Raw genomic sequence first — 14370 nt, forward strand, 5'->3', positions numbered from 1 at the left:
TAACAATGAAAAAGTACTTGATTGTAACAGCCCATCCAGACGATGCAGAAATCACAATGGGTGGAACCATTAAAAAATTAACTTCTGAAGGCCATAAGGTTATGACCATTATTGCATCTATCCCAACAAATAATGTTGAAGTGAGAAAGAGCGAGGCTATACGTTCTGCTGATTATTTAGATATGGAAGTAAAGTTTCTAGATACTTCATATCCTTGTACAGTTGAAGACTATACGATGATTGGCCTCATTACACAACTAGATAAAATTATAGAAGATTTTCAACCCGATGCCATTTTTACACATAGTATTGACGATAGCCATCAAGATCACAGAATCATTTCGCAAGCGGTTCAGGCATGTTTCAGAAAATACATGTGTGATGTTTATAATTTTGAACAGACGAATCAAAGTAATCTGATTAACAGCAATCGGTTTATACCTGATTTATATATCGATATTAGCGAACACTTTGAATCGAAACTTAATGCGCTGAGGATGCATGCTTCTCAGTTAGCGGGTTATATGGTCCATTATGTATCGGATATTAAGAAATTGGCTGAGTGGCGAGGGTACCAATATGGAACTAAGTATGCAGAGACATTTAAGACTGTTTTCAAAAAAGAATTATTGTAGCAATACACAAGGAGGTCATTATGTATGGAAAGACTAAAAAAAATAATACAAGACTTATGTTTCCAGACCCAGGAAATAAATGAGAATACCAGTTTGCTGACGGATCTTGGCTTTGATTCTCTTCAAATATTAAGACTTTTGGTTGAGATAGAAAATGAGTATAAATTCAAAATTTCTTATGATTCAATAGATTACGAAATATTTAACAAGTATGGAGAACTTGAGGCTTATGTAACCAGCAAAATCCAAAGTTGAAGGAGGTACTGTAATTGTGGCTCAACAACAAAACGCATTCTATGATTATTATATTGATATAACTGAACCTAATTTTGTCGATAAAGCAAATGATGCCCTCAACAAAAAAGGTATAGTAACTTTTGAACAGAACCTGTCGAGAGATGAATTCGTTTCTTTGTCCAAAGAATTTGGGGAAGTTTATATTCACTCCAAAAGTGATGACGATGGCGCGGACATTATAACGAATGTATACAAGCAGGAATGGTATAGGAATTTTACGGCTAGAAAATTTGAATTTCATACAGATTATAGTAAAAGCAAGGTGCCGCCGTCACTTCTATTCTTTTATTGTCAACAAGCTGCGCCTGAAGGTGGCGAATCCATACTTTTGGATGGACGAAAGCTGTACGAAGTGTTAAAGGAAACAGATCGAAATACACTTCATGAGCTTTGCCGCCCTGGCTCAGTCATTTTTGGTGAAGATCTAATATTAGGCTCCGTATTCGAGAAGTTGCCAAATGGAGAAGTTTTTATTAGATTCCGATATGACAACCTAATCTATTTTTCTGTTCCTGTGTTGAACATCATGCCTAAGTTACAAGAACTATTTGAAGAACTAACTATTACCTTTCGATTAGAAACGAATCAAGGATACATACTAAAGAATGGCCAATGGCTGCATGGAAGGAATTCCTGGAAAGGTGAGAGAACCGGTTTACGCATGATGATCAATTCTGAATCTCCTTACGGAAATGTTCCACTAGGTTTCCGAGTGTAAGCGATTTAATTGGGAAAGGATACTTAATATGACTACGAACAAAAAGAAAAAGATTATGGTTATTTTTGGTACGCGCCCAGAAGCAACAAAGATGGCGCCAGTCATTCAAGAGTTAAGGAGTACTGGTTTAAGCTGGTTTAATACGACAGTTGTAGTTACGGGCCAGCACAAGGAACAATTATATCAAGCTTTGGAGAACTTTAACCTGAAGGCCGACGTTGATTTGAACATCATGAAAGAAAGACAAACGCTTACCTATATTACTACATCTGCAATTTCTGGACTGAGTCAAGTCATCGAGAACGAGAAGCCGGACCTAGTATTGGTGCATGGAGATACTCAAACTGCAATGTGTGGTGCGCTTGCGGCATTTTATAATCAAGTACCAGTTGGGCATGTAGAAGCTGGGCTTCGTTCCTTTAATAAATATTCTCCATATCCTGAGGAAGTGAATCGAAAAGTAGCGGATGTCGTATCAGATATTTTGTTTGCTCCAACAAATAACGGACGTGTAAACCTATTAAGAGAAGCATATCCTGAAAAAGATATTTTCGTAACGGGGCAAACATCAGTGGATGCTGCGTTGTCCATGTATAACAGTAATTACAATTTTATTGACGAGAAAATTCGGGAAATTGATTTTAAGAATAACAGAGTTATAGCGGTAACAGCTCATCGAAGAGAGAATTATGGAGCGCCATTGAGACAAATGTTTAGCGCGATGAGAAGAATTGTTGACGAGTATCCAGATACGTTATTGGTTTATCCAGTACATTTGAGTCCCGTGGTGAGAGAAGTAGCGTTTGAATTGCTATCTGATCATGATCGAATTATGCTAACCGATCCGTTAATCTTTAGCGACATGTTAAATTTAATGGCTCGCTCATATCTTGTGTTAAGTGATTCCGGAGGTTTGCAAGAAGAGTCTTCTGTTTTTAGGACGCCTATGGTGTTAATGCGTGATACGACGGAACGCCCGGAGGCATTGGAAGCCAATACAGTCGTTCTTTCAGGAACGGAAGAAGATAAAATCTACACCATTACCAGCAATTTATTGTCTAACGTCAAAGACTACACCCGAATGAAGAATGCTGTCAATCCTTTTGGGGACGGAAAAGCCTCGCAGCGAATTGTTAAATATCTGGCTTATCATTTCGGTTTGATCCAAGAGAAACCTCAAGAGTTCGAATCGTAGCAAGTACTTAAACTAAATTTTCAGGAGGTATTGTATGCTAAAGGATAAAAAAAAGGGCATGACTCCCCTATCAGTACTGAGTCAGCCTCATGAAGAGTTCGAAGACGATAAAGTTCTATATACAGGAAGAATTCAGAAGTTTAACGGAACATTTAATAGAGAAGAATTTCTCAGAGTAGCACCAGCCCCATGGACAGTGGATTTTCAATTGACCGCTGTTTGTAATCACCATTGTATTTTTTGTTCGTACGACGACCGTAATAAGCATTTGCAGAAAAATAAACTGGATCTTGTACTGAAAACGCACCGTGATTTGATTGATATGGGAGCTAGAGGAATAATTTATACTGGTGGCGGAGAGCCTCTATCTTGGAGAGACGGCGGAGTTGATCTAGCCGATTTAGTTGAAAACATGGATTATGGCGAATACTGCAAGCCTAGCTTAGTAACGAATGCTGTCATGTTACAGAAAATGCTTAAACCGAATATTTTAAGAAAGTTGCATTTTGTTGCAATCAGCGTGTATGCCCATACACCTGAGCTGTATAAAGATGTTGTGAAAGTAAATGCTTTCAAAGCACAGACAGATAATATTCGTAGAATCATTCAAATGAAAAAAGACTTGAATTTAAAATACCCAGAACTTAATTTCAAAATCCTGATCAATAGGGCAAATTACAAGTACCTCCCTGAAATCTACAAGTTCTATAAGGAAATGGGAGTTGAATACATTTTTATGCGCTGCGTCAATAACTTTGAAGAGGGCCAAGACGTGGAATTATCGGATTTACAAAAAGAAGAATTGGAGTCTCTTGTTAGAAGAAAAATGGATATTGGAGAGGAGTATGTTGAGGATTTTCTTAAAAGCTTACTACCGCCAAAGAATATGGAGCCGGCAAGCAACTGTTGGACAGTTAAAATGGGACATAATCTCTTAATATCTACCTTAGGAGAATGTTCTATCGAGATTCCGTACGGTGCAAAAAAAGAATTCTGTATTGGTAACGTTAATAACCAATCTATAAAAGATATATGGGGATCTGAGCAGCATCTTGAGGTCATCAACAAACTGAATCATCAAATGAGAAATCACGGTTGTGATCTGCGCATGTGCAGACATCATAAATATAACAAAATAATGGATCAATATCTGAACAATGAGATAGGAGACCCAGACATGGCTAAATTTGATATGAAGCATGGATATTATTTGTAGTTCGTGGAATATGGGGAAATCTATGAAGAGCGATATCACTGTTTGTATACACCAACCCAATTTTCTACCTTGGATTGGCTTTATACATAAAGTATTTCTTAGCGATGTGTTTGTAATTTTAGACGATGTTATGTTTTCTAAACAAGATTATCAGAATAGAAATACAATACTTACAGCGAATGGACCATTGCAATTAAGTGTCCCCGTTAAAAGCAACCCTGAGAGAAGATATATCAATAATATAGAGATTTCTTATCAAACGAATTGGCGAAAGAAACATTTAGAATCTATTTATTACTCATATAAAAAAGCATCATACTTCCAGCCTTTCTATGAAAGGCTGGAGCATATTTATGACAGCGATTTTGTAAGGTTGTACGATTTGAACGTTGCAATTATCAAATGCATTCTCGATTATTTGAAAATCAACACTAAGATTGTATTGTCATCAAATTTAGGTTCTGCTACCGGGAAAACCATGAGACTCGTGGATATTTGCGAAAAGCTTGGTGCTTCAAACTATATTTACGGCGGTACAGCCGATTATATGGATCGGACATTATTTTACCAGAAGCAAATTAATCTAATCTCGCAAAACTTTAATCATCCTACTTATTCACAGATGCACTCTATCAGCTTTGTCAGTTGCTTGTCAATAGTAGACTGGATATTCCAACATCCTGCAGAGCATATAGTTTCGTATCTTGAAAGTGAAAGGGGGAAATTATCCATTGACAATCAAAAATACAGCTCCTTGGTTCAGTGAGGATCTAAAGGAGCAATATTTGGAGATCAGCCGCGACATTTTAGATTCGGGCGAATTGGTTTGCGGTCCATATACCAGCATGTTGGAAGAAGAGGTTGCGAAGGTTTGCCAAACCAAATTTTCAGTATGCGTATCTTCTGGTACTGCTGCATTAGAGATTATATTTAAATATTTAAATGTTGAAGATCATGAGATCTTGATTCCGAATAATACATTTATTTCGACTCTGTATGCAGTTAAAAATGCTAAGGCAGTTCCGATATTGACAGATATCGATCCGCATACGTTTTGTATTGACATTGAAGATGTACGGAAGAAGATCACCCATCGGACTAAGGTGTTGCTGCTCGTCCATATTGCTGGCTATGTTCCGTCTAACGTTGGGGAATTAAAACGACTTTGCGATGAACATCAGATCTTCTTGGTTGAAGACAGCTCGCATGCTTTTGGGGCAAGCTATGGGGAGCACAAGGCCGGAGGGATAGGTTTGGCTTCGGCTTGCTCGCTATATCCAACCAAAATTGTGACAGGTGGCGTTGGCGGGCTTGTTTCAACGAATGATCGTAAACTATATGAGTTTGCCTTATTACTCCGGTCCCACGGAAACGACTTAAACGGTAAAAACCAGTACATATCATCGAACTGGTTGATGTCTGAATTTAGTGCATTGTTATGCTTATTACAAGTTAGGGATATCAACAATATACTTTCTTATAGAAACCGTATTGCGGCTGCTTACAACGAAATTATTGCCAAATACGAGCATTTTTTTAGTGTTCAGCCATGCGATGATAACCGCATTCACCCATTCTATAAATTTATAGTAAAATGTAAAGATAAGAGGATGAAAACGCAATTATTGGATTTTTTTCAGCGGCAAGGCATTCAATTGGGACATTGCTATGAAGTACTTATAAGTCAGCATCCCAGCACGGTGGAACTATTTGGGGCTGAATCTTTACAGAACTCCTTAAAATTCTCAGAAAGTCATATAACCCTTCCTTGTCATCTAGGAATGGGGCATAGTGATATAAATTTGATTTGTAATACATTTGAGGATTTTTTGGTCCGATATGAACATTCACTTTCATACAAGAGATGCAGTGAAGATAAACTAGAAGTGGGGCCGTGATATGCATATGGTAGAACATATAAAGCCTTTTCAACTGGAGAAAATATCAAATTTACTAACAGAGCTGTACAGAACTAATTCATACTACAAAGAGATTTTTCATCTGCACGATGTGAATGTTGGCAAGTTCTTGTTAAAAGAATTCAAAAAGTTACCTTATTTAACTAAAGAGGATATAAGACACAACTATGAGCAATACTTGTCGTCAACCTCCGAGGAAATATTTCTGGAGATGACTACAGGAACTACAGGAAGACCGATGAAATGCCCGAAAACCAAAACAGAACGTTTGATATCCACACTTGCGATCTGGGATGAAAGGAAAAAGTGGGATCCAGACGTAAATATTAATAATTTTGTCAGTTTGTATGGTAGCAGATTTGGTGATGCTTTCAATTTCGACGTTGCCAACATGCGAAAGATATTCGATTCTATTTTGCAAACCAACCCTAGATGGCTAAGTGCCCCAATTACAGCAATTAAAAAATATGCCAAGTTAGCAGAACAACATTATGCTAACAAATTTCAGATTAAATTCATCGAACTTGTTGGCGAATATGCCGACAGGAGCGAACGGCAATACATTGAGCAAGTATTTGGATGCAAAACGATTGTTCATTATGGATTACGTGAAACTTGGGGTATTGCCTACGAGTGTCCTGAGGGAAACTTGCATGTTAGAGATGATATTTTCTTTATTGAAGAAGCTGCCGCTAACGATAATATGAATGAGCTGATCGTAACAAGCTTTTATAATAAACTAATGCCAATTATTCGTTACCGAACAGGTGATATTGGACGTTGTAAGTTGATAAAATGCAATTGCGGCCAGGAAGGTCAAGTCATAGAGTTGATGGGTGGGCGCGTTGCAGGAGTCATTAAAGGTCCGAACGAATACCTCGGGGATATCTTTTTCAAAAGAGTAATGAGTAATATGCACGAACTTGGTTTTGATTGCATAGATAGTTTTGTGGTGGTGCAATCTAGCATTGATCAATTCGATATTCAGCTTGTCAAAAAGAATAATTTTACTGATGAGTCAGCCAGAGTCTTCCATCAGCTCATTAATAATAGACTAGGACGCGAAATGAAAGTGAACTTGATCTTTATGAAAGAGATTCCTGTCTCTCCAAGCGGGAAATCTCAGATATTTAAATGTGTTTGCTAGTTAGATGGGGTGACATGATATGGTTAATATTTATGATATTCTTGCAGAATCTGTTTCAAATTTCCCCGATAATATCTTCTATTCAGACGAATGCCAAGGTGGGATTACCTACCTGAATTTCTTAGAGATTGTGCATACAAAGGGAGTTGTATTTGACTCTAGGAGATTAAGCCGTTACGAAGTCGTTGTAATTCTGGACGATGATCCGCTTACTATGCTGGCGGAAATGTTCGCCATCTGGTCTAGAGGTGCAATCCCTTGCGTATTACATCCACACATTACAAATGAGGATATGAAACACCTCATAGAATTTATTCGCCCAAAACTCGTTAAAATTCGCGGATCAATGGAGATTTTTGAGCAAGGCGGGATTATTGAGCAAGCAGATCTGAATCCAGCATTGATTACATTTTCGACGGGGACAAGTAATCAACCAAAAGCAATTCTGCACTCTCACCAAGCAATTATCGAAAATGCTAAATTAATTAACGGATACCTTCATTTATCGTCCTTTGATCGATGTTTGAATTTGAAATCTTTACATCAAGTCGCTTCGCTCTCGTCTCTAATACTGCCATCAATACTTGTAGGCGCAGAGGTGCACTTTGTTAAGAAAACCATGTTATTTGCCATTGCGGAATACATAAACAAACATCAAATTACTTTTATCGATGCCGTAGCTACCGTAGTTAGATACATTACTTCTTTTAATGTACAGAATCATTTTTCTGAAAGTCCTCTTCGAATAATTTCGATCAACGGAGAGCATATGTCCGAAAACGATCTATCGTGTGTTGTCCGGGCTTTCCCCAATGCTAAAGTATTCTATTCATACGGATTGTCCGAAGCGGGTCCTAGAGTTACGTACTTAGAAGACTGTCACTTCTTAAATAAAAAGGGAAGTGTGGGCATAGCTTTAGACAAGGTGACAATTAAAATTGTAGAAATGGACCATCAAGATCTTATCAATTATTCAGGAGAATATGCCATTGGAGAAATTGCGGTAAAATCTCCATCGATCATGTTGGGGTACTTTAACAATAAAGAGCGAACTGAAAGGACTATCGTTGATGGGTATTTATATACGGGAGATGTAGGGTTTATTGATAATGAAGGTTATTTGTACGTATTGGGGAGAAAAGATGAAACTATCATTAGAGGGGGCCAGAACATCTACCCTTATGAAATTGAAGATTTTATCAAGAAAATTCCTTCTATTCTCGATTGTGTTGTTATCGGTATTGAGGATATGGACCATGGACAAAAAGTAGTCGCGTTCATTACATCCAATACATTGATTCATCAACAAGAAATCATGAGACATTGCGTAACACATTTGCCCAAGTACCTAGTACCTCAGGACATTATTCTGATTGATGACATACCGAAAAAAAATGGAAAACTAGACCGTAGAGCATTAAGTGATATGGTTAAGAGTACACATTCACATCGTTGAGCCGGAGGAATCTGTAAATGCTGAGGAACTTATTACACACGGTAATTGTACGGACGCCCATAATGAGTTTATGTGTAACTCTACTATTGATTGTTATGTTGTTCTATATGCTGTGCGGTATCACAGTACAAAATCACTACCTGGATGTGCAGGGAAAGGTTGTTGGCAAGCAGCAAAATCGTTTAGTTATCGAAAGCAACATCATTGAAGACGCCAACGGAGCTGATCGATATATGAACAATCAAGCAATTACATGGTACTCCAACAATGTAAACTCTAAATATACTGGGAGAATTGCCGAAGTAAACAAGGAAGAGGGCGGTGCTAAATTAACCGTTGTGACTGAAACGCTACCCATGGATATATTAGATCACCTAATGGAGGAAAACGTCAATTTAATTATTAATCAGGGTGAATCTGATTTATTTACTCTTATATTTAAGTAAGGTGGAGGTATAGTGATTAAAGGGATTTTACATTATAAATTCATTTGGAGATGCGTTAAACCTTATAAATTTAGTTTTATAAATTTATTCTTTTGTGTACTCGTTACTTCGTTCATTGGGATGACTTATCCTTACCTTTTTGGGCTCTTAATTGACGAGGTGTTTTATCATCAGAATAGAGAAATCTTTATGCTGATCATTATTATTTATGGAACTATCTTCGTTGCTGAAATTATTCTTCATTTTATTAATAATTCAACCTGGTCATATTTAATGAACCGGTTTCTATTTGATATAAGGATCAAGCTGTTCGAGAAAACAATGAGAATGAAAGCTTCGCAATTAAAAGATATTCAAACTGGCAATATTCTAACGGTCATCAATAATGACACAAATCATGTTATGGATTTAATCCATCGGAACTTTTTTTTTGGCATTGCGAATGTGATGCGTCTGCTGCTGTCGATCGGATTTGTTGCCTATATTAATTATAAGTTAGTTATATTAATGTTAGTTATTTTACCTGTGTCGGTAACAATTACGATGTATTTTGGCAAAAAAATTAGAAGTAACAATGAAGTATACCGGCAGTCATATGGCAGTTATGTAGGTTTTTTGTTGGAGATGCTCAAAGGACTGCAAGTAATAAAATTGCTCAGAGCTCAAAGAAACGTTTCCAAAAGGCTTCTCGATTTTTGGAAGCGTTTGATTCGTATTCAGGTTGAAAACTCGAAATTCGATTTTTTAGTCCAGAGAATATTAGCCTTTCTAACTTTAACATCCGATTTGATTTTATTTACGATATCGGTTTTCCTGGTCGCTAAGTCACAACTTACTGTCGGTACGTTTATTGCCGTTATGGAATATTTCAGCAGGGCAAATTCCTTGCTTCTAGCCCTAGGGGAAACCAACAAGAGTATTCAGCAGAACATCGTTTCTATTCGTAAAGTAAATGAAATTCTGAATACCTCAACAGAAACAACCGGGAAGCTTCCCGCAATTCAAATTCATAAGGGGGAAATTGAATTTCAGAATGTATTTTTTCACTATCAGAGTGATACTCCATTATTAAAAGGGATTAATTTACATATTCGCAACGGAGAATCCATCTGTGTGGTGGGACATAGCGGGGCAGGTAAGAGTACCTTAATCGATATAATTCTTCGATTTATTGAAGAAAGTGAGGGCCGCATTCTAATAGATGGCCAAAACCTCGCCTCATACGATATTAGGACAATAAGAAGGCAAATTGGTTATGTTCAGCAAGAAGCGTTACTGTTTGAGGGAAGTATTAGATCAAATATACAAATGGCGAAGAGGAATGCCACAGAGGAAGAAATATGGGATGCATGCGAGAAAGCATGTATAGCGGACTTTATTCAGGGGCTTCCTGATCGGTTGGATACACTTATTGGCAATGATGGTATCCAGTTGTCAGGAGGACAAAAGCAAAGAGTGGCCATCGCAAGAATACTTTTAAAGGATCCCAAAATCTTAATCTTTGACGAAGCAACCTCAGCTTTGGACTACGAAACGGAGCATGCTATACAGAAACAATGGAATGAGATACGGACTGGTAGGACAACGATTGTAATTGCTCACCGGTTGGCAAGTATATTGGATTCAGATAGGGTTGCCTTGTTGCATGATGGTTGTATCATAGCGGTAGCTCATCATCAGAAACTTCTGGAGAATAACGAGGTTTATCGCAAGCTATTCTTAGAACAGTATGCTCAGGGGGAAACGCATGCAATTTAACTTTAGCCATCGAAGGCAAATATTTTCAAGTATATACAGTATGATCCGTAAGAGGCAATTAATCAGTTTGCTTGTAGTGAAGCTTATTCTCCAAGCCTTGCCTATGGCAGGCCCTTTTGTATTTATGATTTTAGTTGATTACGTATTGATTAAAGGACAACTTACATATTTCAAATGGGTAGTCACCGGATACTTATTAATTTATATCGTAGACAGCACGTTTCAAGCAGTCCATCTGCAGCAAACAAACAAACTGATCAATGGTTTTACATTTCAACTCAAGCATAAGATCTGGAAGAACATACTGAGGCTTCCGGCTGATGATGAGGAGAGCGGTAGAGTAGGCGAGCTTAAGAATACAATGGAGTCAGATGTTGATGAATTGAAAACTTATTTTAATACCCAGTTCATTGATTATTACATTCAATGGCTTTTAAGTATTGTCTATTGTGTTGTTTTATTATGCATTAATTATAAGTTAGCAATTTTTAGTTATTTGATGATACCGCTCTCCTTCTGGATGACTAAGTGGCTGGGGAAAAGCATGTATTCAACATCCGAGCGATATCGGAAAATATGGGGAGGCTATGAGGAATGGCTTTCGAACTCCATTCAGGGCTGGAAGGAAATTAAGGCATTAAATAATGAAAGGAAACAGCTGGCAACCTTTACTCGGTTTTGGGGTGATCTCAGTGTGCTTTTCTTTCGTAGACAGATGTATTGGTTTGGTAATCGTTCATTTATTTCCTTCAAAGATTTTTTTGTAACTAGAATGAACTTGTATTTTCTCGGTGGCTTACTGATTATGGACGGGGACCTTACAATAGGCAGTTTGATTTTGTTTATGAAATATTATGAGGTGTTTTTCGGGGGCATCCAAAAAATTAATAGTAGTGACATGGACTTCAGTAATCTGCTGCCTTCCCTGCGAAGAACGCTTAATTTAGCAGTCATTCCATCAGCGCAGCCAAAGGGACATAAGATAAGGTCTTTCGAGAGAATTACATTCGAAAGCGTATATTTTAGTTACCGCGGCTCGTCAAGATATGTGTTGGAAGATATCAATTTTCAGTTGCGCAAGAACGAATACGTTGCATTGGTAGGAAAAAGTGGTTCAGGAAAAAGTACATTTATTAATATGTTACTTGGGCAATATCAGCCTTTAAAAGGGAATATCAGCATTAACGGCATTGATTATAAGAACTTAGATATTCAGTGCCTTCAAAAGCTCTTTGGAGTCGTTATACAGGATAGTCTTTTATTTAACATGTCTATTAAAGATAACTTTTATATAGTCAAACCGAATGCAACTATCGAAGAAATGTGGAGAGTATGCAAACAGTCTGGAATAGAAGAGTATATACGCGCGCAACCTAATGGTCTTGATACTATTATTGGTGAGAAAGGCGTTAAGCTATCAGGTGGGCAACGCCAAAGAATTGCTATCGCCAGAACATTACTATTAGACTCTTCTATTCTTGTCTTCGATGAATCAACGTCGCAGCTTGATCATGAAACTGAAAAGATGATCCTAAACACTTTAGAAAAACTCGCCGCGTATAAAACTGTTATTGTAATTGCTCATAGGCACTCTTCCATTCAAGCAGCTCATCGAATTGTTACGTTTGACAACGGGAGAATTGTTAAAGATGTATTTCGTATATCAAGAATTACATAGACTATCCATTTATTTATAATTTATTGTCGTGTTATGTAAAAAATGCTAAAGTATGTGCAACCCCCCGAAGCAGGAACGTCAGTACAACAAAAATTTCAATTTTAGCTAATAAATTGTGAATGGTTTGACAATGGGATAAAATACTAAGCTGTCCGGATTTGTGATTCTTATTCCATGGTTACGATAGACGAAAAGAAAATGAGTAATTCGATTGAGGAGGAGGGTGCATCCTTGAAAACTATTTTGCTTACAGGTGATACCGGAGGCTTAGGAGTTTCGATATTAGATGTCTTACTGAAAAAATCCAATTATAAAGTAATAGGTATTAGCAGATCCGAAAATCAGTTCGTACATATGTACAAGGAAAGATATCCAGAGCAGTATTATCATATCAGTTTTGATTTGAGAAATACCGAGAATATTAAAGAGCTATATACACATCAAATTAAAAAAATTGGTAGTATTTACGGCTTAGTAAATAATTCTGCAATTGCTTATGATGATATTGTTACAAATGCAAATATTTCAAAAATCGAGGATATGTTCCAATTAAATGTTTTTGCACCAATCATGTTAACTAAATATGTTATTAGGGATATGCTCCTTTATAATATAAAAGGTTCAATTGTAAATATTTCCTCAATTAGTGCTCATACTGGATATAAAGGGCTGAGTATGTATGCATCTACAAAGGGAGCGTTAGAGGCCTTTTCCAAGGGCGTTGCTAGAGAGTGGGGGGGAAAGGGGATTAGATCAAACTGTATAGTTCCCGGATTCATGGAAACCAATATGAGTTCTACATTAAGTGGTCAACAAAAAGATAAAATTTTTCGAAGGAATTCACTCAGTTCACCTGTAAGTTTGGAAAGCGTAGCATCTACGGTTGCGTTTCTATTGTCTGAGGAGGCGAGTTCAATAACTGGGGCAATGATTAATGTAGATAATGGAACTATCTAACCAACTTGTATTTGAATGGAGGAATAGAGCTTAGGAGGAGTGCGTGATGGTAGGCAAATGGAAACCACCATTTGGGCCTTATGATTGTGAATTAAACGCTTTAATGTTTTGGTCAAGTCAAAACAATATTTCACTAAATTTATTCTATAAATACAATTGGGCATTTCATTTTGATAATGAACATGATCTATTAAGAGGAAGTCTTTCAATAACTAATGCTTTGAGTTTTTTTCAAGAAATATACAAAGTCAGAGTTTATCAAATATCATTTGAAGAGATTCCAACGGGGAAAATTGTGATTTTACCTCTTAATGCTCGTCTTCTTCCGTATGCAAAAGCTTATTTTCAGAAGACCGATCTTGTGCACTATGTTGCTGCACAAAAACTTAATGATGAATTCTTTTTTTTATGGGATTCTTCTTTAGAATTTAACGATTCGCTTTCGTACAAAATTGTTCAATCATCCTGGAGTAATGTCGGTAGAAAAACATGCTTGCTGGAAAATAGCGGAGAATTTATCAGTGATAAGATTGATGCAATAGTTCCTTTTTATTGTCAAATAGATTTTAAATCAATTTATAGCTCTTCGATATCTGAATTTACTAATAGATTGCGAGAATTAGTTAATTCTGAAAGAGATTTGATAAATAACGAAAAATACAAGAAATACTTTGGCTATTTAACCAGTATTCTTCATGCGCGAGAACGGCATTTTGAAGCAACTACTTATTCAGAATATAGTTTGAAAATATTAAATGGATGGCGCAAGGTTTTGAAAAATTACATGAAAGTATCAATAAACGGTCAACTAATTAATTTTACGATTGATGCTATATCTGAAATTTGTGAAATTGAAATGAATTATCTGAATAGCAGTTTTGTAACCGAAGTGAAGATTTAAATACGGATATATACCGATTCCAGTCATTCGTCGGGCATCATTTTAAT

General features: G+C 36.9%; 14 protein-coding genes. All 14 read left to right on the forward strand.

Features of this window, described 5'->3' with window-relative positions:
- The first annotated feature begins 5 nt into the window (after nucleotides 1-5).
- The 14 genes from QNH46_RS09070 to QNH46_RS09135 all read left to right on the forward strand — a co-directional run bounded on the left by QNH46_RS09070 (nucleotide 6) and on the right by QNH46_RS09135 (nucleotide 14323).
- On the forward strand, nucleotides 6-635 hold the full coding sequence (locus QNH46_RS09070; protein WP_283927809.1) for a PIG-L deacetylase family protein: 630 nt from the start codon (nucleotides 6-8) through the stop codon (nucleotides 633-635).
- Between the two features lie 24 nt (nucleotides 636-659).
- Nucleotides 660-890, forward strand: a complete 231-nt coding sequence (locus QNH46_RS09075) for an acyl carrier protein (protein WP_283927810.1) — start codon at nucleotides 660-662, stop codon at nucleotides 888-890.
- A 16-nt stretch (nucleotides 891-906) separates the two neighbouring features.
- On the forward strand, nucleotides 907-1650 hold the full coding sequence (locus QNH46_RS09080; RefSeq protein WP_283927811.1) for a TauD/TfdA family dioxygenase: 744 nt from the start codon (nucleotides 907-909) through the stop codon (nucleotides 1648-1650).
- Nucleotides 1651-1678: 28 nt separating this feature from the next.
- A complete protein-coding gene (gene wecB, locus QNH46_RS09085) occupies nucleotides 1679-2845 on the forward strand; it encodes a non-hydrolyzing UDP-N-acetylglucosamine 2-epimerase (RefSeq protein ID WP_283927812.1) in 1167 nt (388 codons plus the stop codon).
- A 34-nt stretch (nucleotides 2846-2879) separates the two neighbouring features.
- Nucleotides 2880-4061: a radical SAM protein gene (locus tag QNH46_RS09090; RefSeq protein ID WP_283927813.1), complete on the forward strand. Its 1182-nt coding sequence runs from the start codon at nucleotides 2880-2882 to the stop codon at nucleotides 4059-4061.
- A complete protein-coding gene (locus tag QNH46_RS09095; RefSeq protein WP_283927814.1) occupies nucleotides 4045-4827 on the forward strand; it encodes a WbqC family protein in 783 nt (260 codons plus the stop codon). Before QNH46_RS09090 ends, QNH46_RS09095 begins: the two co-directional genes overlap by 17 nt.
- Complete coding sequence (locus QNH46_RS09100) at nucleotides 4793-5959, forward strand: DegT/DnrJ/EryC1/StrS family aminotransferase (protein WP_283927815.1); 1167 nt, start codon at nucleotides 4793-4795, stop codon at nucleotides 5957-5959. The genes QNH46_RS09095 and QNH46_RS09100 overlap by 35 nt, the downstream gene beginning before the upstream one ends.
- A 1-nt stretch (nucleotide 5960) precedes the next feature.
- Nucleotides 5961-7127 (forward strand): phenylacetate--CoA ligase family protein, encoded by a 1167-nt coding sequence (locus QNH46_RS09105; RefSeq protein WP_283927816.1) that lies wholly within the window; start codon nucleotides 5961-5963, stop codon nucleotides 7125-7127.
- A 19-nt stretch (nucleotides 7128-7146) separates the two neighbouring features.
- Nucleotides 7147-8583 (forward strand): class I adenylate-forming enzyme family protein, encoded by a 1437-nt coding sequence (locus tag QNH46_RS09110; RefSeq protein WP_283927817.1) that lies wholly within the window; start codon nucleotides 7147-7149, stop codon nucleotides 8581-8583.
- 98 nt (nucleotides 8584-8681) lie between these two features.
- The gene (locus QNH46_RS09115) at nucleotides 8682-9029 is read left to right on the forward strand and encodes a hypothetical protein (protein WP_283927818.1); all 348 of its coding nucleotides are present in this window, start codon (nucleotides 8682-8684) and stop codon (nucleotides 9027-9029) included.
- A gap of 12 nt (nucleotides 9030-9041) precedes the next feature.
- Nucleotides 9042-10787 carry an ABC transporter ATP-binding protein gene (locus tag QNH46_RS09120; RefSeq protein WP_283927819.1) on the forward strand — a complete coding sequence of 582 codons (1746 nt, stop codon included), beginning with the start codon at nucleotides 9042-9044 and terminating at the stop codon, nucleotides 10785-10787.
- Entirely contained in the window at nucleotides 10777-12465 is a 1689-nt protein-coding gene (locus tag QNH46_RS09125) for an ABC transporter ATP-binding protein (RefSeq protein ID WP_283927820.1), read from the forward strand. The genes QNH46_RS09120 and QNH46_RS09125 overlap by 11 nt, the downstream gene beginning before the upstream one ends.
- Before the next feature lie 231 nt (nucleotides 12466-12696).
- Nucleotides 12697-13422, forward strand: coding sequence for an SDR family oxidoreductase (locus tag QNH46_RS09130; protein ID WP_283927821.1), 726 nt, complete (start codon nucleotides 12697-12699; stop codon nucleotides 13420-13422).
- A 46-nt stretch (nucleotides 13423-13468) separates the two neighbouring features.
- On the forward strand, nucleotides 13469-14323 hold the full coding sequence (locus QNH46_RS09135; RefSeq protein ID WP_283927822.1) for a hypothetical protein: 855 nt from the start codon (nucleotides 13469-13471) through the stop codon (nucleotides 14321-14323).
- Nucleotides 14324-14370: the final 47 nt, after the last annotated feature.

The sequence above is a fragment of the Paenibacillus woosongensis genome (genome assembly GCF_030122845.1).
GTDB classification, from domain to species: Bacteria; Bacillota; Bacilli; order Paenibacillales; family Paenibacillaceae; genus Fontibacillus; species Fontibacillus woosongensis_A.